The 23,283-nt window shown below is 73.4% G+C and carries 22 protein-coding genes and 1 riboswitch; of the genes, 8 read left to right on the top strand and 14 right to left on the bottom strand.

What is annotated here, in order from left to right:
* Window positions 1-147: 147 nt before the first annotated feature.
* On the bottom strand, window positions 148-996 hold the full coding sequence (locus AB0I28_RS14620) for a menaquinone biosynthesis protein (RefSeq protein ID WP_357493332.1): 849 nt from the start codon (window positions 994-996) through the stop codon (window positions 148-150).
* 534 nt (window positions 997-1,530) lie between these two features.
* Between AB0I28_RS14620 and AB0I28_RS14615 the strand changes: the two genes are divergently transcribed.
* Window positions 1,531-2,118: a TIGR03086 family metal-binding protein gene (locus tag AB0I28_RS14615; protein WP_357493331.1), complete on the top strand. Its 588-nt coding sequence runs from the start codon at window positions 1,531-1,533 to the stop codon at window positions 2,116-2,118.
* Here the strand turns inward: AB0I28_RS14615 and AB0I28_RS14610 are convergent.
* The 10 genes from AB0I28_RS14610 to AB0I28_RS14565 all read right to left on the bottom strand — a co-directional run bounded on the left by AB0I28_RS14610 (window position 2,105) and on the right by AB0I28_RS14565 (window position 11,745).
* On the bottom strand, window positions 2,105-3,940 hold the full coding sequence (locus AB0I28_RS14610) for a PQQ-binding-like beta-propeller repeat protein (protein WP_357493329.1): 1,836 nt from the start codon (window positions 3,938-3,940) through the stop codon (window positions 2,105-2,107). The two genes, AB0I28_RS14615 and AB0I28_RS14610, sit on opposite strands and share 14 nt — an antisense overlap.
* Before the next feature lie 147 nt (window positions 3,941-4,087).
* Window positions 4,088-4,516, bottom strand: a complete 429-nt coding sequence (locus tag AB0I28_RS14605) for a DUF4234 domain-containing protein (protein WP_357493327.1) — start codon at window positions 4,514-4,516, stop codon at window positions 4,088-4,090.
* Window positions 4,517-4,675: 159 nt separating this feature from the next.
* Entirely contained in the window at window positions 4,676-5,449 is a 774-nt protein-coding gene (locus tag AB0I28_RS14600; protein ID WP_357493326.1) for an ABC transporter ATP-binding protein, read from the bottom strand.
* Window positions 5,449-6,495: an iron ABC transporter permease gene (locus AB0I28_RS14595; protein WP_357493324.1), complete on the bottom strand. Its 1,047-nt coding sequence runs from the start codon at window positions 6,493-6,495 to the stop codon at window positions 5,449-5,451. The genes AB0I28_RS14600 and AB0I28_RS14595 overlap by 1 nt, the downstream gene beginning before the upstream one ends.
* Complete coding sequence (locus AB0I28_RS14590; protein WP_357493322.1) at window positions 6,495-7,436, bottom strand: ABC transporter substrate-binding protein; 942 nt, start codon at window positions 7,434-7,436, stop codon at window positions 6,495-6,497. Before AB0I28_RS14590 ends, AB0I28_RS14595 begins: the two co-directional genes overlap by 1 nt.
* 116 nt (window positions 7,437-7,552) lie before the next feature.
* Window positions 7,553-7,629: riboswitch (cobalamin riboswitch) on the bottom strand.
* 88 nt (window positions 7,630-7,717) lie between these two features.
* Window positions 7,718-7,969, bottom strand: coding sequence for a DUF4229 domain-containing protein (locus tag AB0I28_RS14585; protein WP_357493320.1), 252 nt, complete (start codon window positions 7,967-7,969; stop codon window positions 7,718-7,720).
* A gap of 2 nt (window positions 7,970-7,971) precedes the next feature.
* Window positions 7,972-8,403 carry a hypothetical protein gene (locus tag AB0I28_RS14580; protein WP_357493319.1) on the bottom strand — a complete coding sequence of 144 codons (432 nt, stop codon included), beginning with the start codon at window positions 8,401-8,403 and terminating at the stop codon, window positions 7,972-7,974.
* A gap of 14 nt (window positions 8,404-8,417) precedes the next feature.
* Window positions 8,418-9,887 carry a cyclodeaminase/cyclohydrolase family protein gene (locus AB0I28_RS14575; protein WP_357493317.1) on the bottom strand — a complete coding sequence of 490 codons (1,470 nt, stop codon included), beginning with the start codon at window positions 9,885-9,887 and terminating at the stop codon, window positions 8,418-8,420.
* Between the two features lie 6 nt (window positions 9,888-9,893).
* Complete coding sequence (locus AB0I28_RS14570) at window positions 9,894-10,955, bottom strand: endonuclease/exonuclease/phosphatase family protein (RefSeq protein WP_357493315.1); 1,062 nt, start codon at window positions 10,953-10,955, stop codon at window positions 9,894-9,896.
* A 55-nt stretch (window positions 10,956-11,010) separates the two neighbouring features.
* Window positions 11,011-11,745 carry a 3-keto-5-aminohexanoate cleavage protein gene (locus AB0I28_RS14565; protein ID WP_357493313.1) on the bottom strand — a complete coding sequence of 245 codons (735 nt, stop codon included), beginning with the start codon at window positions 11,743-11,745 and terminating at the stop codon, window positions 11,011-11,013.
* 73 nt (window positions 11,746-11,818) lie between these two features.
* On the opposite strand from AB0I28_RS14565, the gene AB0I28_RS14560 reads away from it, so the two are divergent.
* Genes AB0I28_RS14560 through AB0I28_RS14550 form a run of 3 tightly spaced genes read left to right on the top strand, consistent with a single transcriptional unit; the run spans window position 11,819 to window position 14,218 of the window.
* The gene (locus AB0I28_RS14560) at window positions 11,819-12,949 is read left to right on the top strand and encodes a hypothetical protein (RefSeq protein ID WP_357493312.1); all 1,131 of its coding nucleotides are present in this window, start codon (window positions 11,819-11,821) and stop codon (window positions 12,947-12,949) included.
* A 5-nt stretch (window positions 12,950-12,954) separates the two neighbouring features.
* Window positions 12,955-13,350 carry a VOC family protein gene (locus AB0I28_RS14555; protein ID WP_357493310.1) on the top strand — a complete coding sequence of 132 codons (396 nt, stop codon included), beginning with the start codon at window positions 12,955-12,957 and terminating at the stop codon, window positions 13,348-13,350.
* A 4-nt stretch (window positions 13,351-13,354) separates the two neighbouring features.
* The gene (locus AB0I28_RS14550; RefSeq protein WP_357493308.1) at window positions 13,355-14,218 is read left to right on the top strand and encodes a DUF3626 domain-containing protein; all 864 of its coding nucleotides are present in this window, start codon (window positions 13,355-13,357) and stop codon (window positions 14,216-14,218) included.
* Here the strand turns inward: AB0I28_RS14550 and AB0I28_RS14545 are convergent.
* Together AB0I28_RS14545 and AB0I28_RS14540 are read right to left on the bottom strand one after the other, a co-directional pair.
* Window positions 14,175-14,861 carry an AraC family transcriptional regulator gene (locus AB0I28_RS14545; RefSeq protein ID WP_357493306.1) on the bottom strand — a complete coding sequence of 229 codons (687 nt, stop codon included), beginning with the start codon at window positions 14,859-14,861 and terminating at the stop codon, window positions 14,175-14,177. The genes AB0I28_RS14550 and AB0I28_RS14545 overlap by 44 nt on opposite strands.
* A gap of 191 nt (window positions 14,862-15,052) precedes the next feature.
* Entirely contained in the window at window positions 15,053-15,340 is a 288-nt protein-coding gene (locus AB0I28_RS14540) for a hypothetical protein (RefSeq protein WP_357493304.1), read from the bottom strand.
* 134 nt (window positions 15,341-15,474) lie between these two features.
* Here AB0I28_RS14540 and AB0I28_RS14535 point away from each other — a divergent pair, with 134 nt between their 5' ends.
* On the top strand, window positions 15,475-16,107 hold the full coding sequence (locus tag AB0I28_RS14535) for a helix-turn-helix domain-containing protein (RefSeq protein WP_357493303.1): 633 nt from the start codon (window positions 15,475-15,477) through the stop codon (window positions 16,105-16,107).
* A gap of 4 nt (window positions 16,108-16,111) precedes the next feature.
* Here AB0I28_RS14535 and mqnE read toward each other — a convergent pair whose 3' ends face one another.
* Window positions 16,112-17,284, bottom strand: coding sequence for an aminofutalosine synthase MqnE (mqnE, locus tag AB0I28_RS14530; protein WP_357493301.1), 1,173 nt, complete (start codon window positions 17,282-17,284; stop codon window positions 16,112-16,114).
* A gap of 237 nt (window positions 17,285-17,521) precedes the next feature.
* Between mqnE and AB0I28_RS14525 the strand changes: the two genes are divergently transcribed.
* From AB0I28_RS14525 to AB0I28_RS14515, 3 genes are all read left to right on the top strand, one after another.
* Window positions 17,522-18,946 carry a C40 family peptidase gene (locus AB0I28_RS14525; RefSeq protein ID WP_357493299.1) on the top strand — a complete coding sequence of 475 codons (1,425 nt, stop codon included), beginning with the start codon at window positions 17,522-17,524 and terminating at the stop codon, window positions 18,944-18,946.
* 1,961 nt (window positions 18,947-20,907) lie between these two features.
* Window positions 20,908-22,845 carry a hypothetical protein gene (locus AB0I28_RS14520; RefSeq protein WP_357493297.1) on the top strand — a complete coding sequence of 646 codons (1,938 nt, stop codon included), beginning with the start codon at window positions 20,908-20,910 and terminating at the stop codon, window positions 22,843-22,845.
* Window positions 22,846-23,053: 208 nt separating this feature from the next.
* On the top strand, window positions 23,054-23,233 hold the full coding sequence (locus AB0I28_RS14515; protein ID WP_357493295.1) for a hypothetical protein: 180 nt from the start codon (window positions 23,054-23,056) through the stop codon (window positions 23,231-23,233).
* Window positions 23,234-23,283 lie beyond the last annotated feature (50 nt).

The following is a 23,283-nucleotide window of genomic DNA, read 5'->3' as shown; positions in this document are numbered from 1 at the left end:
TCGCTTCCTATGGACAGTCCACGCGGAGCGGGCGGGCCCGGTTGCACCATTTGCCCCCGGGAAACCCCTCGCTACCTGCGATTACCTTGCAGTGACGGTCCGACCGGAAATGTCGCCGACGCGCATGGCGGCCACGACGGACGGTGACTAGCGTCCGAAGAACTCCGGGCCCTGTTCGGGCAGCGCCGGTGCGGCGCCGAGCCCTGCGGCGCGGGCGGCCCACTCGCGCAGCCCGGCGACCTGCCGCTTCCCCAGCGAGAAGTCCAGCGCGCGGAAGTAGCCGGCCAGGGTCGCCGCGTCGAAGGGCTCCCAGCGCGCGGCGGACTCGGCGACCTCGTCGAGTTCGGCGAGGCACAGCTCGCGCGAGCGCAGGAAGGCCTCGTGGACGCCCTTGACCAGGCCGGGGTGGGTCACGGCGAAGTCGCGGCGGACGGCCCACACGGCGAAGACCATGGGCAGGCCGGTCCACTCGCGCCAGGCGGCGCCGAGGTCGGTGACGGTCAGGCCCTGCGCCGGGGCCTCGTACATGGCGCGCAGGGCGACGTCGCCGATGAGGACGGCGGCGTCGGCCTCGGCGAGCATCGCGTCGAGGTCGGGGGCACGGCGCACGAAGTTCGGCTGCACGCCGTACTTCTCCGACAGCAGCATGCGGGCCAGCATCACGCCGGTGCGGGAGGTCGAGCCGAGGGCGACGGTGGCGCCGTCGAGCTCTTCGAGCGGGGCCCGGTGGACGATGTTGACCGACAGGACCGGCCCGTCGCTGCCGACGGCGAGGTCGGGCAGCAGGAGCAGGTTCTCGTGGTTGCGGAGATACTCCAGCAGGCTGATCGGGCCGATGTCGAGATCCCCGCGGACCAGCGCGTCGTTGAGCGCGTCCGGGTCGGCCTTGGTGAGCTCCACGTCGAGCAGCGCACCCGACCGCATCAGTCCCCAGTAGATGGGAAGGCAGTTCAGGAACTGGATGTGCCCGACTCTGGGCCGACGGGGAACGCTCATGAAGGCAGACGTTACGCCGGACTGCCAGGTCACAGGCGGCCCGGGGGTGCGGATTCACCCGTCGGCGGTCACGATTGGGCATCGACCGGCATCTCAGCGCAACCGTCCGGTTGGCAAGCGCGTGCCATTGATCCACGGGCCGGCGGCCCGTGGAGGCCCGACGCACGAAACGCGTGCCCGAATCCGCGTGCCCTTCGCGCGGCCGCCGTGCTTCGGCGCGGCGGCCGAGGGCATTTCGGTCACCATGATCGTTAAACCCGTCGCTGGTAACGATCCGATAACTCCCCGGCGGGTGTGCAACCGCTCCCACCGCCACGACGTGAGATCCGTGTACGCGCTGTGCCCAACAGAGGCGTACTGCCGAACCACCGCCTGCGCGGGTCAGCTCGTCGGTTTGCCCACCGACGCGGAAATGGCTTGACCGGACCCCTGCCGCGGCGAGTCGGTGAGGTGGGGAGGGCCGCGGTAGTCCCACGCCGCGGCCCGAAGCACCGCCTCCCGCCCGGTCTTGCGGCCGCGAGCGACACTCACACGGTGACCAACGCCTTCGACATCCTCGCCCAGACCCACCAGGACCTCCGCACGGTCGTATCGGCCGTGCCCGCCGGCTCCTGGGACCTCCCGACCCCGTGCTCGCAGTGGAGCGTCACCCAGGTGACGCGTCACGCGATCCTCGACCAGCTGCTCTTCGCCGTCGCCCTCGGCAAGGCCGAGCAGCCCGCCGAGGACGCCTTCCAGCCCTCCCCCGAGCACATCGCCGACCCCGCCGCCTTCGTCGGGCACGCTCTCGACGTGGCCGCCGCGGCTTGGGCGAGCGTCGATCGCGCCGACGAGGCCGTGACCACCCCCGTCCCGCCGCACAAACTCCCGGCCCCGCAGGCGGCACTGGCCGCCGCCCTCGACGCGGGCGTGCACGCGTGGGACATCGCCGTGGCCACCGGACAGCCGTCGCCGCTCACCCCGGAGGTCGCCGTCGAACTGCACGGGCTGGCCCTGCACCTCGTCGACCCGCTGCGCCCGTGGGGCGCCTACGCCGAAGCCCTCGACGACGACGGCTCCGACCCGGTCGCGACGCTGCTGCGCTACCTCGGCCGCGAGCCGGGCCGGCCTAACGCAGGCTGAAGACCTGCCCCGGGTAGCTCACCGACAGGGCGTCGGGAGTCGCGTGGAGACTCGCCGAGCGGCACCACGTCGCGTCGGTGATGGCTCCCGCGTCGGAGTTCTCCGTCTCGATCCGCTGCACCTTCCCCGACGTGGCCAGATACAACCCGCAGGCCGGCGCGGACACGTCGTTGGACGCGTCGGTCATGATCGCCACGCGCCCGTCGGGGAAGGCCGCGAACCATCCCGACGGGTCGGCCTCCTCGCCGGGGGTGAACCCCAGCGGCGCGCTGGCCTTCCACACGGTCTTGCCGTCGGCGAGGTCGTAGAGCGACACGTCGAAGGTCGCCTGCGCGCCGGCGGTCGCGTGGTGGCACTCGCCGAGAACCGCGACGCCCTCGGCGACCTGCAAGGTGCCCGCGCACGACGTCGCGTAGGTGCTGCCCAGCTCCAGGCCCTCCCGGCGCCAGACCGACGAGCCGTCGGCGGCGTTGAGGGCCGACAGGTCGTGCCGGAAGAGGCGCGCGGCGAACAGGCCCTCGCTGCTGGACACGTCGCGGCGGACGTCGACGACGATGCGGTCGCCGGAGACGATCAGCGAGCCCGGCGCGATCCCGCCGATCACCGGCGCGCGCCACGCCCACGTCTGCGCTCCGGACACCGCGTCGAGGGCGACGAGTGCGGGGGCGTCGGCGGAGATGTCGTCGGCCGCGCAGTCCATGCCCGCCACCAGCCGCGAGCCCGCCTGCCGCGCGACGCCGATCAGGCAGCGCTCGGGCGCCTCGTAGGTCCACAGTTCGCGCCCCGAGTAGCCGTAGGCGACCAGCCGCCTCGGAAACTTGGCCGGCTGGAAGAGCAGGGCCTGCGAGGTCACCGCCAGGATCCGGCCGTCCTCCCGCGACAGGCGGTGGTCGGCGAAGGTCTCGCCGGTGAGCGTGTCGAGCACGATCACCGAGGTGCCCTGCGGGGCGTCGCGGCGGTCGCCGACCAGGGCGATGACGCGACCGTCGGCCGACAGCACCGGCGGCTGCGCGAAGGTGCGGTTCTGCCGGATGTGGCGCCACCGCTCGGCGCCCGCGTCGGCGCCGGCGTCGTAGGCCCGCACGGCGAGCGTCTCGGGCGCGGTCACCAGCAGCCCGAAGGGCGTGCCGAGCGCGCCTCCGCCGCCGGGGTAGGGCGGGTTCATGTGCTCGAAGGTCGCCGGGGAGTGCGAGCCGGTCGTCGACTGGTTCGCCGCGCGCTCGGGCGCGGCGGTCGTCTCGTCGGTGTTGGCGACCTCGACCAGGTCGTGCGCGGCGCCCGTGCCCGCGGCGGCGAAGACCACGACGAACGCCACGGTCAGCACTCCCGAGCGCACCACCAGCCCGCGCGGGGCGGTCGCGCCGGCCCCGTTGCGGACGATGTACTCGGCGAGCACGAGCATCCCGCCGCCGAGTGCGGTGAGCAGAAAGGACAGGGCGCCGAGGGCCTGCCGGTGCGAGATCCACTCGCCGTCGGCGGTGCTGGGCATGGTCACGATCGTGGCGACGAGCGCCGCCACCGACAGGCCCGCCAGCACGATCGCCGAGATCATCGCCGGACGGCCCGGATGGGTCACGGTCACCGAGACCGCGACGCCGATGAGCAGGTACTGGACGACCAGCGCGACGGCGAGCCAGGTCGCCGAGGTCTCGCTGCCCCCGGGTTCGCCGAACACCGCGAAGCCGAGCACGGCGGCCCCCGCCAGCAGGGCGGTGAAACCGCCGAACAGGGCGACGGCCCGCGTCAGGGATCGTGTCCAGTCGACGTCGGTCTCAGCCACGGCGGGCTCGGAATCGGTGGTGGCGATCTTGGAAGTCTCCACTCCTATCTTTTACCGGATATATCGATGCATTTCAGCTTGAAGCCGTTCCTGGGGTGCAAAAAAAGCGCCCCCGGGATCCACAGTGGATTCCCGGGGACGCCTCGCGTTCAGCGGCGGCGGGCGGTCAGCGCCCGCCTCCCGCCCGGCTCAGGACTGGCCGTAGCGGGCCCAGACCTTGTTCAGGTGGGCCTGGTAGTAGATCATGTGCCAGCCGCCGAGAATGGCGAGCAGGAAGCCGAGGCCGCCCGAGACGCGCTCCTGGAGCTGCGCGGCCTCCTCGGCCTTGGCGATGCGGCCGCCGGTGTTGATCAGCGTCATGATGACGGGGATACCGGCGAGGCATCCACCGAAGAGGAGCGCGGCGACGGCTCCACCCGGGGACACCTCGACGCGCGCGTAGTTCTTCACCTCTTCGTTGATCTTGTAGTGCCAGACGATCCCGTAGATGCCGAGTGTGACCATCGAAAGCAGCCACACGACGCCCGGGCTACGGGTCTTGCCGAGCACGACGCCCTGCTGACCGGGGTTGCTCTGAGGGGCGTAGGTCCCCGGGTTGCTCTGGGGCGGGTGGGTCATGGAGGGGTTCCTCTCGAAGGGCATGTAAAGAAAGTGGGCTGGCACACCCTAGTAGCACGAGGCAAGCGTGATCACCGGGCTTTTGTGTCACAGACCGCGAATCGCCTCATTTGGGCGGATGATTCGCCCTTTCGGGTGCCGAATGTGGACGTTCGGTGGTCAGCGCTGACGGCCACGGATCGGGACTATCACAGGGATCCCGTCGACCTCGACCACTCGCACGCGCGCCCGGTAGTGCTCGGCGAGATTGGCCTCGGTGAGCACCTCGCGCGGGAGCCCGTCGGCGACCAGGCGACCCTCGGCGAGCAGGATGAGCCGGTCGGCGTACTCCCCCGCGATCGACAGGTCGTGCATCGTCGACAGCACCGTGAGCCCGCCCGTGGCACGCAGGCCGTCGACGAGGTCGAGGACCTCCTGCTGGTGCCCGATGTCGAGCGCGGTGGTCGGCTCGTCGAGCAGGAGCAGCTCGGCGCCCTGCGCGAGCGCGCGGGCGAGGAAGACGCGCTGGCGCTCGCCGCCGGAGAGGGTCTCCAGACGCCGTTGGGCGAAGACGTGCAGGTCGAGGGTGGACAGCACGCTGTCGACGGCCGCGTGGTCGGCGGCGCCCTCGCGGCCCAGCGGCGGGATGTGCGGGGTGCGGCCGAGCAGGACGTAGTCGGCGACGCTCATGCCGGGCGGGACGACGGGCTGCTGGTGGACCATCGCGACGCGGCGGGCGCGCTCGCGGGGGCGCATGTCGGCCAGGGTCCGCCCGCCGACGGTGATGTCGCCGTCGTGGGCGACGAGCCCGGCGACGGCCCGCAGTAGCGTCGACTTCCCGGCGCCGTTGGGGCCGATGACGGTGACCCACTCGCCGGGGGCGGCGGTCAGCGCGACCTTGTCGACGACCGTCCGGCCGCCGAGTTCGACGCTGACCTCGCGCACGTCGAGCACTAGACGGCCTCCTGCCGGGTCGTGCGCATGACGAGGATGAAGAAGGGCGCGCCGGCGAAGGCGGTGACCACGCCGATGGGCAGTTCGCCGGGGGCGACGGCGGTGCGGGCGACGAGGTCGGCCAGGACGAGGAAGGTGCCGCCGAACAGCACCGACAGGGGCAGGATGCTCCGGTAGGAGGGGCCGGCGAGCAGGCGCACGATGTGCGGGACGACGATGCCGACGAAGCCGATGAGCCCGGCGACCGAGACGGCCGCGGCGGTGCCGAGCGAGGCGGCGGCGAGCAGGATGTAGCGGGAGCGCTGGGGGTGCAGGCCGAGGCCGGCGGCCTCGTCGTCGCCGACGGTGAGCACGTCGAGTTCGCGGCGCATGACCAGGACGACGGCGGTGGTGACCGCGACGTAGGGCAGGACGGTGAGGACCTCCTCCCAGCCGGAGACCGACAGGCGGCCGAGGAGCCAGGAGTAGACCTGGCGGATGGCGTCGGCGTTGCGCTGCTGGACGTAGGTCTGGACGGCCGACAGCAGGCTCGTCACGGCGACACCGGCGAGGATCAGGCGGGTGGGGTTGCGGCCGCCGCTCTTGACGCCGCCGATGAGGTAGGTCAGCATCAGCGCGCCGACGGCCCCGGCGAAGGCGGCGATGGGCAGCACGCCCTGCGCGGCGGGCATGCCGGCGGCGCGGGCGGTGATGAACAGGGTCGCGCCCAGGCCCGCGCCGGAGGCGACGCCGAGCAGCATCGGGTCGGCCAGGGGGTTGCGGAACACGCCCTGGTAGCAGCCGCCGGCCAGGGCGAGCATGGCCCCGACGAGCAGGGCGAGGACGACGCGCGGGAGTCGCACGAGCCACACGATGTTGGCCTCGGTCGGGGTGAGGCCGGAGTCGATGTCGACGAAGGGGATGTGGTCGAGGAGTTCGGCGGCCACGCGCAGCGGTGGCAGCGAGATCGGGCCGACGGCGACGCCGAGGACGAGCGACGCGCCGACGGCGAGCAGCCCGGCCGCGATCCATCGCGGCCGGGCCGAGCTTCGTGCGCCGGTGCTCACTAGCTCGCGGGAATGGCCGCGACGACGGTGCGCAGGAGGTCCACCACGCGCGGGCCCCAGCGGGAGGCGATGTCGTCGTCGAGGGCGACGACCTTGCCGTTCTTGACGGCGGCGAGGTCGTCCCAGCCGGGACGCTTCGCGACGGTCTCGGCGTTCTGGCCGCAGCACTTGGTGTCGGCGAGCAGGATCATGGCGGGGTCGCTGGCCAGGATGTGCTCCACCGACAGCTGCGGGTACCCGAACGACTTGCCCTCGGGGTCGGCGGCGTCGGCGATGTTCTCCATGCCCACCTGCTTGAGCAGCGAACCGACGAAGGTCGTCGAGGTGAGGGAGTAGTAGGTGTCGTCGGACTCCCAGTAGTACGTCACGGGTGCGACGGTCTTGGGCGCCGAGGCGACGATCTCGGTGATGTCGGTCTTCATCTGCGCCACGACGGTCTCGGCCTGGTCGGCGTGCCCGGTGAGTTTCCCGAGGTCCGACAGCTGCGTGTAGGAGTCGTCGATGGTGGTCGCGGCGGGCGTGAGGTAGACGGGGATGTCGAGGGCTTTGAGGCCCTCGGCGACGCTGCCCGGGTCGAAGAAGAGGACGACGAGGTCGGGTGCGAAGGACGCGACGGACTCCGCGGTGGCGTCCATGGCGGTCAGTTCGGGCTTGACGGGCGCCTCGGCCGGGAAGTTCGAGGTGGAGTCGACGGCGGCGACCTGCGCGCCGGCGCCGATCGCGTAGAGCATCTCGGTGCCGGTGGCCGACAGGGAGACGATCTTGGTGGGCTGGGCGTCGAGGGTGATGTCGCCGACGGTGACGGGGTACTGGGCGCCGGGGGCCGACGACGGGGTCTCCGCGGGCGTCTCGCCGCCGCCGCAGGCCGCGAGACCTGTCGCGAGGGCGGTCAGCGCGGCGGTCGTCAGCGCGAGGCGGCCGAGGAGGTGGCGGCGTTGCATGGGGTGCCTTTCGAGGGGGTGCCGACAGAGCCCTCGAAGGCTTGATAAACGGCTCCCGCATCGCGGCGCGAGACGTCCCTGACCTCGAGGACGTGGTTCGCGACCGGCGCAGGCGGCCTGGCTCGGCCCGCGAGCACCTTCAGGTGCCGTGCGGGGCCTCACAGTTGCGGGACAGCGCCGGATTCACACCGGCTTCGCTGCGGTCGGTCGATGAGACCGTAGCAGTGGGGCGTGGGCCGTGCCGGTGGCGCCCGACTGCGGGTGGGGTGGGTGACAGGGCGTCAGCCCTCGTCGTCACCGGCGAGGGCGGCGCGCAGGCGCTCCTTCTCGGCGCGGCGCTTCTCGGCGCCGTGCGCGATGGCGTCGGAGGTCTGGTCGCGCCACTTCTTGAGCAGGAAGTAGCTCGCGGCCATCGACACCAGCAGCGCGATCATGAGCGTCAGCAGCGGGTCGAGCCGCAGCGGCCACAGGGTGGCCGCGACGATGACGAAGATCGCCACGCGTCCCAGCGTGTACTTCACTCCCGGGTGCACGTCTAGTCCTCCCTGCCGATGAGCCTGATGCCGGTGAACCACAGCACGACGTAGATGATCACCGTCGCGAGGCCCGCGAGGCCTCCGGCGAGCAGCGGCAGCCACTCGTCCGGGAGCGCCGCGTTGACGCCGAGACCGGTCACGGTGGCCAGCAGGACCGCCGCGATGAAGACGGGCACCCGAAAGCGTGTGCCGGCCCATGCCTTGAAGTCGTCGACGAAGAGGAAGGCCGCCAGGACCACGCACATCCAGCCGTTGATCGAGCCGAACTCGTCGGTGCTGAAACCGGCGAAGAGCAGGTCGATGCCGGCCAGCAGCACGAAGGTGAAGACCGTCGCGATGATCGCCGCCCCGAGGAACTCGATCATCGACTCGACGCGGCCCTCGGCGTCGCGCGTGGGGAACTTGGGTTTGACCGCAGCCTCTTCTTTCATCACCGTCGATGGTCTCACGCTGCGCCGACGGGCCCGCCCGCGCCCGCCGCGGCGACGGTGTGCCGCAGGAGCAGGGCGGTCGTCACCGGTCCGACGCCGCCGGGGACGGGAGTGAGGGCGCCGGCGTGGCCCTCGACGTCGCCGACGTCGCCGACGAGGCCGCCCTCGGGGGTGGGGTTGGTGCCGACGTCGATGACGGTGGCGCCGCGAGCGACGTGGGCGGCGGTGATGAGTCCGGGACGGCCGACGGCGGCGACGAGGACGTCGGCGGTGGCGGTCACCGCGGCCAGGTCCTTGGTCCGCGAGTGGCAGATCGTGACCGTCGCGTTGCGGTCGAGCAGCAGGTGGGCGGCGGGTTTCCCGACCACGTTGGAGCGGCCGACGACGGCGACCGCACGCCCTTCGAGCGGCACGGCGTGGTGGTCGAGGAGCGCCACGACCGCTTCGGCGGTGGCCGGGGCGAAGGCGGGCAGCCCGGAGGCGAGGCGGCCCAGCGAGACGGGGTTGGCGCCGTCGACGTCCTTCTCGTGGGCGATGGCGGTGGCCAGGTCTTCGAGGCGCGCGCCCTCGGGCAGCGGCGTCTGGAGCATCAGGCCGTGCACCGAGGAGTCGGCGCTGAGGCGCGTGAGGGTCTCCCTGATCTCGCCGGCGGTGGCCGCCGCGCCCAGGTCGACGATGTCGCAGGCGATGCCGGCCTTGGCGGCGGCCGAGGCGATCGAGCGCACGTACCAGGCGCTCGACTCGTCGTCGGTGGCCACGACCACGGCCAGCTTCGGGGTCGTGCCCGCGACGGTGAGCGCCTCGGCGATCTCGCGGGTTTCCCGCCTGATCGCGGCGGCGAGCTCCTTGCCGGACAGGACGGCGGTGGTGGTCGCGCCACCGATGACGTCGCGGACGGCACGCGTGACCGCGCCGGCGCGGGCGGTCAGGTCGTCGACGAGGTCGGCGGTGTCGAGGAGCGCGGCACGGGCGGCCGGGTCCTTGACGCCGCCGAGGTTGATCTCGATGTTGACGCGCGCGGTCGTCGCGGCGGCGATCGCGGCCTCGGTGGCGGCGGCGACGTCGCTGATGACGTTGCGGTTGCCGATGGGCAGCAGTTCCTCGGCGGCCTCGACGATCGCCGCGACGGTGGTGACGAGGTCGGCGGGCGGCTTCGCCGCGCCGGTAACGGCGGCGGTGATCGCCGCCGAGCGGGCCTTCTTCTCCTCGTCGGTGGCCTTGGGGAGCTTGTAGGCGTCGGTGACGCCGGTGAACGCGGCGGCGTCGGCCTCGGCGAGCGCCAGGGAGCGGTGGCGCAGGTCGTCGGTGGCGGTCGTCAGGCGCGCGACGGTCTCGGCGTGTTCCTCCGCCCGGGTGTATCGGGCGACCATGCCCAGCAGGGCCGCGGCCTGCGCAGCGTGCAGGGCGGCGCTGGCTCCCCCGCCGGGGGCGGGGACGCGGTCGGCGAGCTTTTCGAGGAAGGCGTGGATCGTGTCGTCGCGCATGACCTCTTATTCTGCGGGCAGCGTCAGGCGGGCGATGACCGGGTCGTGGTCGGCGCCGGGCAGGTCACCGTAGGAGACGCCGAGGACGGCGACGCGCTCGTCGACGAGGACGTGGTCGAGGGCGACTTTCGGGGGTGTGATCCCGAAGAGGCTGAGCTTGCTGTGGGGGCGCGGCTGCCAGGTGCCGGTGAGTCCCTGGCCCACCTCTTCGGCGGCGTCGCGGTAGCCGCGGTCGAGAACGTCGCGCAGGGCGGCGTGGTCGAGGGTGGAGTTGAGGTCTCCGGCGATGACGCGCACGGCGCCGTCGGGGGTGGCGGGCGGGAGCTGGGCGAGGTCGGCGAGCCAGAAGTCGACCTGGCTGGGCGCCCAGGGCGCGCCGGGGTGCGCGCCGAGCAGTTCCAGGGGCGCCGCGCCGGGGACCTCGACGGTCACGCCGACCATCGCGAAGGTCGCCTCGAACTCCAGGGCGGGGTTGCGGGTGAGCGGGAAACGCGAGTAGACGCCGGACGCCTCGGCGCCGACGGCGCCGTCGACGCGGCCGAGTTCGCGGTAGGGCAGGCGCTCGGCGAGGCCGGCGGCGTCGAGACCGTTGACGGCGGCCTGGGTGAGCTCCTGGACGGAGAGGATGTCGACGGCGTGTTCGTCGACGAGGGCGACGAGCGCGGCCGGGTCGCCTTCGCCGAAGTACATGTTCGCGGTGGCGACGGTGATCTCCGGGCCGCCCGGTGTGGGTTGCTCGTCGGCGAGGAAACGCGGGGCGAGCAACGTCGCCAGGCTCAGCGGCACGGCGATGGCCACGGCGGCGAGCTTGGGCCGCCGCAGCAGGGCCGCGGCGATCGGCGGCAGGAGCGCGGCGGCCGTCAGGTACGGCGTGTACGACACGAGGGTCCGCAGCGGCCAGGTGACCTCCATGCCGAGGACGCGCATGCCGGTGTACAGCAGCCCGACGACCGTGGCTGCGTAGGTGAGCACGACGGCGGTGCGCAGGGCGACGCGCTGGACGGGCCGGCGCGGCTTCTCCTCGACGGCGGGCGGAGTGTCGGGGGCGGTTTCGGGCGTGACGGTCACCGGCGGGCTCCTCGGGTCAGGTACCCAGGATGACGCGCCGGGGCAAGGCCCGGGTTCAGCCGCCGACGCGGAGAGCCTGGCGGACCAGGGCGGCGTTGCCGGGGACGTTCACGCCACCGGGGCCTGAGATGGTGTCCTCAAGGCCGATGCGCGTGGGAAGGCCCAGGCGGGCGGCCATCTCGACCATCGGCCAGGTCGCGGCCTCCTCGCCGTGCAGGAGGCGCGGGGTCGCGACACCGAGCTCGTCGAGGCGCGCGAGGATCCGTTCGGCGAGCGCGGGGGCGAGGTCGGCGGGGACGCCGATGATCTCGACGAGGACGCGCAGGCAGCGCGGGGCGAGGCCGGTCTCGGCGAGGTGTTCGGCGTCGTCGGGTGACCACACGCCGGCCTCGACGGCGACGCCGCTTTCGAGGAGCAGCTCGGTGAGGGCGGCGAAGCCGGGTTCGCCGACGTTGGCGGAGGCGAAGTCCGGGCGGGCCTCGGGCGGCAGCGAGCCCCACTGCCCGACGATGTGCCGGCGCGCGTCGGGGTCACCGTCGCTGATCCACAGGCCGGTGGACACGCCGACGGGCGTGCCCGGGCACGCGGCGCGCACGGCGGCGACCGCCGCGCCGACGTCCTCGGGCGCCAGACTCTCGGCGCCGGACGCGTCGCGGGGATGCATGTGGACGGCGGCGGCGCCCGCCGCGACCGAGGCGGCGGCGTCGGCGGCGAGTTCCGCAGGAGTGATGGGCACCGCGGGGTGGTCGCGCCGCAACCGTCCGCCGTTGAGGCACACCTTGATCAGCACCCAGCGATCATTCCACCGCGCGGGCGGGAAAACCACCGCGCGTTTCGGCCTTGGGGGCACTAACCTGCCGCCTGTGACGGATGTCAAGCGGGACGCGGCGCTGGCCACGGCGGCCGGCCTGCTCGGGACGGGCCTGTCCGACCCGGTCGACCTGGGCGGCAGTTCGCGCAGCGCGGTCATGCGGGCGCGGCGGGCCGACGGGGGCACGGTCGTCGTGCGGGCCCACGATCTCGACCAGCCCGAGGCGTTGCGGCGGTTCGCCGCCGAGGCCGCCGGGCTGGCCTTCTCGCCGCGGGGTCCGCGGCTGCTGGCCGCCGACCGCGGGAGCGCGGTGACCGTCATGTCCGACCTTGGCTCGTGGCCGAACCTGGCCGACGTCCTCCTCGGCGACGATCCGGCCGCCGCGACCACCGCCCTGCTGGCCTGGGCCCGCGCGTACGGTGGCATCGCGCGGGAGTCCCTGGAACGCGGCGCCGAGCTCGACGCGCTGCTGGACCGCTACGGCGGCGGGGATCCGTCGTGGAACGACTCGCCGTGGATCGCCGAGCGCCTGCCCGGGTTCGCGGTCGAACTCGCCGCACTGGGCATCCCCGTCCCCCCGGGCCTTCACGACGACCTCGCCGCGATCGGCGCGCTCACCCGCGTCGGCCCGCGCGTGTTCTCCCCCGGCGACATCTGCCCCGACAACAACCTGCTCACCGACGCCGGCCTGCGCGTCGTCGACTTCGAGGGCGCCGGCTACCACTCCGCCTACCTCGACTCGGCCTACGTGACGATGCCCTTCGCGACGTGCTGGTGCGCCTTCGGCATGCCCGGCGAGGTCGCCGCCGAGGTCGAGAGCGCCTACTGGACCGAGCTCACCGGCGCCGGCCCCACCGAGGCCGACCGCGCCGGGATCCGCCTGGCGGTGGCGGCCTGGACTCTCGACCTCACGCGCTTCCTGCTGCCGAAGGCCGCCGCGGCCGACGGCCCGATGCACCCGGCACGACGGCCGATCGGCACGAAGCGGCAGGTGCTGCGGCACCGGTGGCGGCTGGCCGGTGAGCTGCTGTCGGCGGCGGGCGAGCTGCCGGCGGTGGCCGAGGCGTGCGGGGCGCTGCTGCGGTTCAGCGAAGGGTGGGGGACTTCGGAGCTGGGGGTGTACCCGGCGTTCGCGGGAGGTCCGTTTTCGACAAGACCCGCCACCCCCGCCTGCGTAGCGTGAAGGCCATGGAACCCGTACTCGACATGATCGGCATCGTCGTCGACGACATGGCCGCCTCGCTCGCCTTCTACCGCCGCCTCGGCTTCGACATCCCCGAGGGAGCCGAGACGCAACCGCACGTCGAGGTCACCCTGCGCGGCGGCATCCGCGTCGCCTGGGACTCCGCGGAGATGGTCGAGCAGTTCCACCCCGGGTTCGAGCCCGTGAAGGGCGCCGGCCGCATCGGCCTGTCCTTCCTCGTCGACTCCCCCGCCGAGGTGGATCGCCGGTACGACGAGCTCATGGCGACCGGCTACGAGAGCGAGCTCAAGCCCTGGGACGCGTTCTGGGGGCAGCGCTACGCCGTCGTCAAGGACCCCGACGGCAACGGCGTCGACCTCTTCGCGCCGCTGCCCGCCTGACGCCATGCCGCCGACGGCCGGGGAGCGCGCGCTGCGGCACGTCGCCGGGCTGGCGTACGGGCCGCCGCTCGACCCGGCCCTGCGCGTGACCGTCAACTTCCATCCCGACCGCCGCGCGGGCGGGAAACCCGTCCTCGACGCGCTCGCCGAGGACGGGTTCTACCTGTCCCAGTTCGTGACCGGGACGAGCAACGGCGGCCTCACCGCGCACCCCGGCGGGGACCGGTGGCGGTGGGAGAGCCGCATCTTCGCCGGCGCCTACGACGACGCCCCCGCACACGAGCGGCCCGTGTACGGCGCCCTCGACTTTCGCCGCGACCCTTACGGCGCCGCCCGCCGCTTCGGGTCGGCGCACTTCCGCCTGGCCGAAGACACCCTGGCGCGCGCCACCTTCTGTCACCCCGACAGCGTCTTCGAGCCCACCGACTTCGGCGTGGCCGGCCGCGCCGGCCTCGTCGCCAGAGCCGAGGCCGCCGGGGCCGACGCGCTCGACGACTACGTCGAGGCGCAGGTGCACGGGCCGGTCTCGCTCGCGCGCGACATCGAGGCGCTGGTGCTGGACCCGTCGTTTCGCGGGACCGGCGTCGAGGACGCGGCGGCGCGACTGCCCTGCCGGGTGGAGTGGCACGGCGGCTTCCGGCTGACCGTCGCCGACCTGGCGCGGCATCCCGACTACCGGGGGCCGGAGTACGTGGAGCTGGGGGCATCGATCGCCGTCGACGGGGTCCTCGACCCGCGCGTGATCGGACAGGCGGCCGACTCCGGTGACCACGACCCGCAGGCGCTCAAGCGCGTGTGGCACTGCCTCGCGCGCTTCGGCGCGCCTACGCCAGCACGACCCCGAGGGGCGCGCCCGCCAGGGCCTTGACCTCGCGCGAGAGGTGCGCCTGGTCGGTGTAGCCGGTGGCCGCGGCGACCTGCGCGTACGGGACACCGTCGCGGGCCAGGTCGAGGGCGCGGCCGAGGCGCAGGATCCGGCCGAGGACCTTGGGGCCGTAGCCGAAGGCGGCCAGCGAGCGGCGGCGCAGGTGGCGTTCGCCCAGGTTGACCGCCCGGGCGGTGCCGGCGACGGAGTCTCCCGCGCTCAGGCGGGCGGCGACGGCGCGCATGAGCGGGTCGGGGCCCTCGCCTCGCCGGAGGTGCTCGGCGGCGAGTTCCTCGATGACCGCGCCGGGCTCGGCGCCATCGTGGATGCGCTCGACGGCCTCACGGACGCGGGCTGGCCGCCACAGCTCGGCCAGGTCGACGCGGCGGTCGGTGAGTTCGAAGGCTGGCAGGCCGAGCACCGCCGGCCCGACGCCGGAGGCGAAGCGCAGACCCGTGAAGCTCCCGGGGGTGGTCCGCCCGACGCGCGCGACGGTGTCGGGCCCGGCGACGAAGAGGGAGCCCGCGGTCCAGATGATGTCGAGGCAGCCGTCGGGCAGGATCCGGGAGAGCCCGCCGGCGTCGAGCACGGTGCGGCGCCAGACGACGGCCCCTGGGACGAGGCGTGCGGGTACTTCGCTGTGCATCGCTCCCAGCCTAGGTCGGGCGGAGGCGAGCGGGGAGGGGTCGGCGGGCACCGCGTCCCGCCGAGGCTCTCGCGCGGCCCCACAAGGACACGCTCGAAACGGCGGGGCGCGAACAGACCCCTCGGATCCCCACTCGCCATCCGTGGAAGCACTGTCGCATCGGGGTACGACAGTTTCCCGCAGGGCGGGCCCTAACGCTCGTCGACGAGTTCGATCTCCTCGACGGTGATGGCCGAGCGGTCGGTGACGAGCGCGAAGGCGTGGGCGGCCTCGGGCCCCGGGGCGGCGCGGACGGCGGCCAGGTGCTCGGCCGACTCCCAGCGCCAGACGCCGACCCAGTTGGCGTCGTCGATCCGCCCGAGCCCGGCGTTGGTGAGGCCGGTGCCCCGCTGGGCCTCGACGAGGGCGGCGTGGCGGGTGACGAGTTCGCCGGCGTCGGCGGGGTCGATGGCGAACCTGGTGAGGACGATGAGGGACATGGCGGATCCTCTCGGTCGATGACGGGACTGACTAGAGTCCGACTCCAGTCGTGAAACTAAAGTAGCACTCTAGTGATGAACTCCAGTGAAGGACCCGCACCGCTGACGCGGCACTCTAGCGTTAGCCTCCAGTCATGACCGCCGCCAAGAAGCCCGATCGCCGCGCCATCCGCGCCGCCGAGACGCGCAAGCGCATGCGCGACGCCGCCGCCGAGCTGTTCGTCGCCGGTGGCTACGGCGCCACGTCACTGCAGGACGTCGCCGACAAGGCGGGGGTCGCCGTCCAGACCGTCTACTTCACCTTCGGCAACAAGCGCGCTCTGCTCAAGGAACTCGTCGACGTGACCATCGCCGGCGACGACGCGCCGGTGGCCACCCTCGACCGGGTGTGGTTCCGCGACGCCGTCGACGCGCCCGGAGCCGTCGAGAGCCTGCGCCTGCACGTCGAGGGCACCGCGAAGGTCCTCGCGCGGGTCTCGTCGATCATGAAGATGCTCGACGCCGCCGCGACCAGCGATCCCGAGATCGGCGAACTGTGGCCGCGCACCGAGGACCCGCGCTACACCGTCCAGTCGGCCTTCGCGCGCTCCTTCGCGGCCAAGCCCGGCGCCGCCGAGGGCCTGGAATGGAGCGAGGCCGCCGACGTCCTCTACGGCGTGCTCAGCCCCGAGCTGTACCTGCTGCTGGTCGGCGACCGCTCCTGGAGCGCACGGAAATGGGAGCGGTGGGCCTTGACGACCCTCCGCTCCCAGCTCTGCGAAGACTAGGCGCCTACGACCAGACGTCCTGCGGGACCGCGCGGCGCTCGGCGAGCGAGACCGGCGGGTCGTACTCGCGCACGATCTCGTACTTCGTGTTCCGCTCGACGGGCTGGAAGCCGGCGTCGCGGATGAGTTCGAGCAGGTCCTCGCGGCCCATCTTGTCGGGCGTGCCGTAGGAGTCGGCGTCGTGGGTGATCTTGTACTCGACCACCGAGCCGTCGAGGTCGTCGACGCCGAAGTTCAGCGACAGCTGCGCGACCTCAAGGCCGTGCATGACCCAGAAGCACTTGACGTGGTCGAAGTTGTCCAGCAGCAGACGGGAGACCGCGAAGGTCTTCAGCGACTCCGCCGGCGAGGCCATCGTCGTGCGAGCCTGGAGCTTGTTGCGGATCTTGCCGTCCTTGGCGTCGACGAAGTCGTGCTGGTAGCGCAGCGGGATGAACACCGCGAAGCCGTTCGTCTCGTCCTGGAGCTCGCGCAGGCGCAGCACGTGGTCGACGCGGTGGCGGGGCTCCTCGATGTGGCCGTAGAGCATCGTCGCCGGGGTGCGCAGGCCCTTCTCGTGGGCGAGGCGGTGGATGCGCGACCAGTCCTCCCAGTGGCAGTCGTGGTCGACGATGTGCTGGCGGATCTCCCAGTCGAAGATCTCGGCGCCGCCGCCGGTCAGCGACTCGAGGCCGGCGTCGATGAGCTGGTCGAGGATCTCACTGGCGCCCAGCCCGGAGATCTTCTCGAACCACTGGACCTCGGTGGCGGTGAAGGCCTTGAGGTTGACCGTCGGGAGCGCCTTCTTCAGCTCGCTGAGCACGCGCGGGTAGTACTTCCACGGCAGCGTGGGGTGGAGGCCGTTGACGATGTGCAGCTCGGTGAGCTGGTCGCCTTCCATCTGCTTGGCCAGCTCGACGGCCTGCTCGACGCGCATCGTGTACGCGTCCTTCTCGCCGGGTTTGCGCTGGAAGGAGCAGTAGGCGCAGGAGGCCGAGCAGACGTTGGTGAGGTTCAGGTGCCGGTTGACGTTGAACATCACCCGCTCGCCGTTCTTGCGCACCCGCACCTGGTGGGCGAGGCCACCGAGCCAGGACAGGTCGTCGCACTCGTAGAGCGCCACGCCGTCTTCACGGGTCAGCCGCTCACCGGCGGCCACCTTTTCCTCGATGCTTGCCCGAAAGGACTTGTCCGTCATCGCTGCCGCCTCGCATCATTACCGCGTCGCCGTATACGTATGGGAGCGAGACTACTGCCGACCGTGGAATCTTGATCGCGGGAGCCCCAAGTGGACGCCCGATATGCGTACAAGATTCACACAGTTTTGCCCGCGGGTGGTGTGATCTGGCTATCCCTTAGTACGGTGGCAACGCGCACGGTGCCGCCCGAATTCTTACTTCGTGACGATCGGCGGCCACACGAGGGAGACGGCAGCATGCGACCACTGTGGACCAAGGCCCGGAAACTCGGCCGAGTCCTCTTCATGTTCACCACCGCGGCGGTCATGCTCGCCGCCATGCCGGCGACGGTCGCCCTCGCCGACCCGCCAGGGGTGACGGCACCGCCGGCGGGCGGATCACGCCCCGACGGCAGCGTTCCCGCGCCGGTCGTGCCCGGAACCGGGCTCGGCACCGGCACCGGACTGCCCCCGACCGGGACGGCCATCCCCGGAATCGGCCCGCTCGCCACGCAGATCCAGACCAAGAACGTCGAGTTGGCCAAGCTCGCCGAGCAGAGCAAGGCCGCCGGCATCGACCTGGCCAACCGCAACCAGCTCGTCACCGCGACCACCGGGCAGCTCGCCGGCGCCCAGTCCATCGTGGACGCGCTGGAGACGGCCGTCTCCGACCTGGCCGCCAAGCAGTACACCGACGCCCAGTCGACGCCCCTCGACCTGACCGGCCTGACCGGCGGCTCGACGGACTCCGGCGCCGACCTCACCGAGCAGCTCGCCGACGCGCGCGTCGACCTCGACGAGGCCCAGGCCGCCCACGACGCCGCGATCGCCGCGCAGGAGCGCGCCGCCGAACGCGACGAGACGCTGCGCACGTCCTACGAGAAGCTCAACAAAGAGGTCACCAAGCTCGTCAAGGACAACCAGAACGCGATCGTCGAGGCCGAGAAGGCCCGCACCGAGTTCTCCAAGGGCTACTCGGGCAAGTTCGGCGAGAAGGTCAAGGGCTACTCGGCCGGACCGAAGGCGATCAAGGCCGCCCAGTGGGCCCTCAAGCAGCTCGGCAAGCCCTACCAGTGGAGCGAGGAGGGGCCGAACTCCTTCGACTGCTCCGGCCTGATGTGGGCCTCGTACCGCTCGGTGGGGATCTCCCTGCCGCGCATCGCCAACGACCAGTACCACCAGACCTCCGACGAGCCGATCGGCGTGGAGTACCTCCTGCCCGGCGACCTCATCTTCTACGGCGACCGGCCCGGCGACTGGACCTCGGTCTACCACGTCGGCATGTACATCGGCGACGGCAAGATGGTCCACGCGCCCACCGCCGGTGACGTCGTGAAGGTCTCGCCGGTGTGGTTCGACGACTACTTCGGCGCCACGCGCGTCGTGAAGGCCGTCAAGGGCGACGGCGACGACATCACGCCGCCCCCCACGACGCCCTCGCCGACCCCGACGCCGTCGACCTCCCCGTCGACTTCGCCGTCGACGTCTCCCTCCACCTCCCCCAGTCAGGAACCGGGTGGCGGCTCGGGCTCCCCATCGCCCTCCGACTCCGGTTCGGGTTCGAGCTCGCCGGCGCCCTCCGACTCGGCCGGCGAGTCGGCGTCGTCTTCACCTTCGGGCATCGAACCGGCCCCCGATCCGGGTGATTCCGGAGCGGCCTCGTCGGACAGCAGCTCCGCATAGAGTGGGATACGGGCCGAACGTACGGCAGGACTCGATTACAGAACGTGATCAGCGATGCTTGACGAACGACTGAGCCCCTCACCGGACTTGCGGTGGTGTGGCACGGTGGGATGTACCTGGCGAAAGCCTCGGCCTGGAGGGCTCTGATGGGTAACCGAACCTGTGCCGCTTGCGGAGCGCAGGTACACGCCGCCGCGGAGCGTTGCCCGCAGTGCGGTCTGTACGTCAACCCGCCGATGGGGAGTGCGCCGCCGTACGCGAGTCCGCCCGCGGACCCCCACACCGACACAGGCTGGCACGCCGACCAGCGCGAAGGCGGCGGCTGGCCGCCCGCCGGCGGTGGTCCCGAGCCGATGAACCCGTGGAACACCGAACAGCCCGCACCCCCTCCCGCCGGTGGCGGCCAGCAGTGGCCCCCCGCGGGAGCACCGACCTCCGGGCCGCCCTCCTCGCAGGGATCCGGCCAGGGCGCGTGGACTCCGCCGGGTGCGCCCGCGTCGGGGCCGCCGGCAGGTGAACATTGGGGTGCGCCGCCTCCGCCGCCGCAGGGCGGCGGGCAGTGGGCGACGCCTCCGGGAGCGCCCGCGTCGGGTCCCCCCGCGAACGAACACTGGGGAACGCCTCCGGGAGCTCCGGCCTCCGGGCCGCCGGCGAACGACCACTTCGGCACGCCTCCGGCCTCCGGGCCGCCCGCCGGTGAGCACTTCGGGACGCCCCCGGGTGCGCCCGCGTCGGGTCCTCCGGCTCAGCAGTGGGGTGCGCCCCCGCCGCCTCCTGGGGCTCCCTCCAACGACCAGTGGGGCGCGCCGCCGCCCCCTCACGGTGCGCCGGCCTCCGGCCCGCCCGCCAACGACCAGTGGGGCGCGCCGCCTCCGCCGCAAGGTGGCGGGCAGTGGGCGACGCCTCCGGGAGCGCCCGCGTCGGGACCGCCCGCCGGCGAGCAGCAGTGGGGCGCACCGCCTCCTCCGCCGCCCGTCTCCGGCCCCCCGGCCAACGACCAGTGGGGCACGCCTCCCGGCGCGCCCGCCTCCGGCCCGCCCGGACAGCCGGGTGGCTGGCAGCCTCCCCCTCCCCCGGGAGCACCCATCTCGGGTCCGCCGGCTCAGCAGTGGGGCGCACCGCCGCCTCCGCCGCCTCCCCCGGGTGGCGGCCGGCCGTGGGGAACGCCTCCGGGCGCCCCGGCCTCCGGCCCGCCCGCCAATGACCAGTGGGGAACCCCGCCCGGCGCACCCGCCTCGGGTCCGCCGGCCAATGACCAGTGGGGCACGCCGCCGGGTGCGCCCGCCTCGGGTCCGCCGGCCCAGCAGTGGGGCGCACCGCCGCCTCCTCCGCCGCCGCCCGCCTCGGGTCCGCCCGCGAACGACCAGTGGGGAACCCCGCCGAGCGCGCCCGCTTCCGGCCCGCCCGCCGGCGGCCAGTGGAGCACGCCGCCGGGAGCACCCGCCTCGGGTCCGCCCGCGAACGACCAGTGGGGAACCCCGCCTAGCGCGCCCGCTTCCGGCCCGCCCGCCGGCGGCCAGTGGAGCACGCCGCCAGGCGCACCCGCATCGGGTCCGCCCGCGAACGACCAGTGGGGAACCCCGCCTAGCGCGCCCGCCTCGGGTCCCCCCGCCCAGCAGTGGAACGCGCCGCCGCCTCCCCCGCCCGGCGCACCGACCTCGGGCCCTCCCGCTCAGCAGTGGGGCGCACCGCCGCCTCCCCCGCCGCCCCCGGGCGGTGGCCAGCCGTGGGGACCGGCTCCCGGCGCACCCGGGTCGCCTCCCCCCGCCGGCGACCAGTGGGGAACCCCGCCCGGCGCGCCCGGGTCGGCCCCGCCCGCCAATGACCAGTGGGGCACGCCTCCCGGCGCGCCCGGACAGCAGGGCGGCTGGCAGCCGCCCCCACCTCACGGCGCCGACCAGCCATGGGGCGCACCGCCGCCCCCTCCCGGTGGCGAGCAGCAGTCGTGGCAGCCGCCCGGCATGCCACCGGCCCCTCCCGCCGACGGTCCCTCCGGCCCGCCTCCCGGCGGCGCCTGGGACGGACCGCCGAGCTCGCCCCCGCCCGGCGGAGAGCGTGACGAGAGCGCACCGTGGGCCGCGTCGCCGACGTCGGCTCCGCCCGCGCCCGCCGAGAACTCCGCGTGGCCCGCTCCTCCCGCCGCTTCCGAGCCGCCGGCCTTCTCCATGCCCGGCGACAACAAGGGCGACGGCTACTCCGCACCCGGCTCGCACCCCGCCGACATGCAGCAGCCGCCCATCGACGACCCGGACCTGCCGCCGCTCCCCGAGCTGCCGCCGGTCGAGAAGGACCTGACCGACAACGACGAGGACTGGGAGCTCCCGCCGCTGCCCGAGCCGCCGCCGATCGGCGAGAAGCTCGACGTGCCGCAGGACCTTCCCGCCGCCGCGTCCGGCCCGGACGTCGACCCCGACGTTCCGCCACCGCCCCCGCCTCCCGAGGGCGGCGCCATCTGGGAAGGCGCGGCGCCCGCCCCGGCACCCGCCGAGCCGCAGATCTCGGCCGAAGAGCAGGCCATGCTCGACGCCATCGGCTCCGACGCCGGCCTGACCGACACGGCCGCCGACGCATCCGGTGACGGCGCCCCGACGAGCGGCGCGCCCCTCGGCGCCGACTCCCCCGCCGACGCGCCGTCCTTCGGCGTGCCGAGCGCCGAAGGCGGAGACCGCTTCTCCCCGGAACCCGCCCAGCCCGAGGCCACGTCCTTCGGGGTCCCGAGCAGCGAGAGCGGCGATCGCTTCTCCCCCGAGCCCTCACAGCCCGAGACGCCCTCCTTCGGCGTGCCGAGCGCTGAAGGCGGAGACCGCTTCGAGCCCTCGCAGCCCGAGACGCCCTCCTTCGGCGTCCCCAGCAGCGAGAGCGGCGACCGCTTCTCCCCCGAGCCGGCCTCCTCCGGCGCGCACAGCGTCCCGCCGCCGCCGTCAGGCGAGGCGGCGCCGTCCTTCGGCGTGCCGAGCGCTGAAGGCGGAGACCGCTTCGAGCCCTCGCAGCCCGAGACGCCCTCCTTCGGCGTCCCGAGCAGCGAGAGCGGCGACCGCTTCTCGCCGGAGCCCTCGAACGAGCACGGCGGCTTCGCGCCGCCCGCCGAACCCGCGCCCGCCTTCGGCGTTCCCAGCGCGGAGGGCGGGGACCGCTTCGATCCCCCGCAGCCTGAGACCCCGTCCTTCGGGGTCCCGAGCAGCGAGAGCGGCGACCGCTTCACCCCCGAGCCCGGCAGCGGCAGCCACTTCGACCTCTCGCAACCCGAGGAGTCCCCCTCCTTCGGCGTGCCGAGCAGCGAGAGCGGCGACCGCTTCGACCCCGCGCCCTCCAGCGAGCACGGCGGCTTCGCGCCGCCGCCCGCCGAGGCCGCGCCGTCCTTCGGGGTCCCCAGTTCCGAGCCGACGCCCGCCGGCGAGAGCCACTACCCGCCCGCCGACGCTCCCCTCGCGGAGTCGGCACCGGCGAACCAGTACACGCCGCCGCCGGCGCCGGTCGACACGCCCGACATCTCCGAGTGGAAGACGCCGGGCGAGCAGCCGCAGGCGGGCAACGCGTGGGCCTCGCTCGCCGAGCCCTTCGCGGCTCAGCAGGCCGAGGCGCAGCCCGCCCCGGCCGCCGACCCGCAGCAGCCCGAGCCGGCGGGGAGCAACGGCGCCGGATCGTCGTCGTGGTTCGCCGACGGTGCCGACCCGAACGCACCCGGAGCACCCGGAGCACCCGCAGCGCCCAGTGCACCAGGCACGCCCGGCGACGCCGCCCGCGGTGTCGCGACGGTCCCCGAGGCGAACCGCCTCGCGGCCGACGAGCTGCCCGCCCGCTTGCCGATGGCGACGCCCCGCACCTATGGACGTCCGCCGGAGCCGGAGCTGCCGTGGCCTCCCATGCCGGGTGGCGGCGATGGCGGGCCCAGGACTTAGCGGCCCCCAGGCCGGGGGGCCGACAGAGCAACCGGGAGGGGATCCCGGTGGAAACGCACCACCGTCGGCTGCCGCGAGGTCGCGGCAGCCGGCGAAGGGTCGCGTATACCGCGCGACCGGCTGGTACGACGAGCCGCCAACGCTGCCGACCGGCTTCACTCCGCAGCCGCCGCGGCCCGTCCTGCCGAACACGAAGGGACCGTGGGCCATGACGCACCTGACGACCTCGCTTACCGGAGAAATTCTCGGCAATCACCGGCAGGGACCGGGCCCGGCGAAGCCCGCAGAGCGCGAAAAGCTCGGCCGGATCATCGTCGGCATGACGATCGCCGTTCTCGCGCTGACGGGACTCAGCCTCGTCGGCGCCCGGCTGCTGGGCCTCATCTGAAACGAAGTCCGGCCCCGGGGCACCCCGGGGCCGGACTTCTCTCGTCTTCG

Origin of the sequence: Phytomonospora sp. NPDC050363 (assembly GCF_040655735.1) — a bacterium.
Taxonomy (GTDB): Bacteria; Actinomycetota; Actinomycetes; order Mycobacteriales; family Micromonosporaceae; genus Phytomonospora.
The sequence above is the reverse complement of the archived record's forward strand: the minus strand, read 5'-3'. Positions and strand labels throughout refer to the sequence as shown.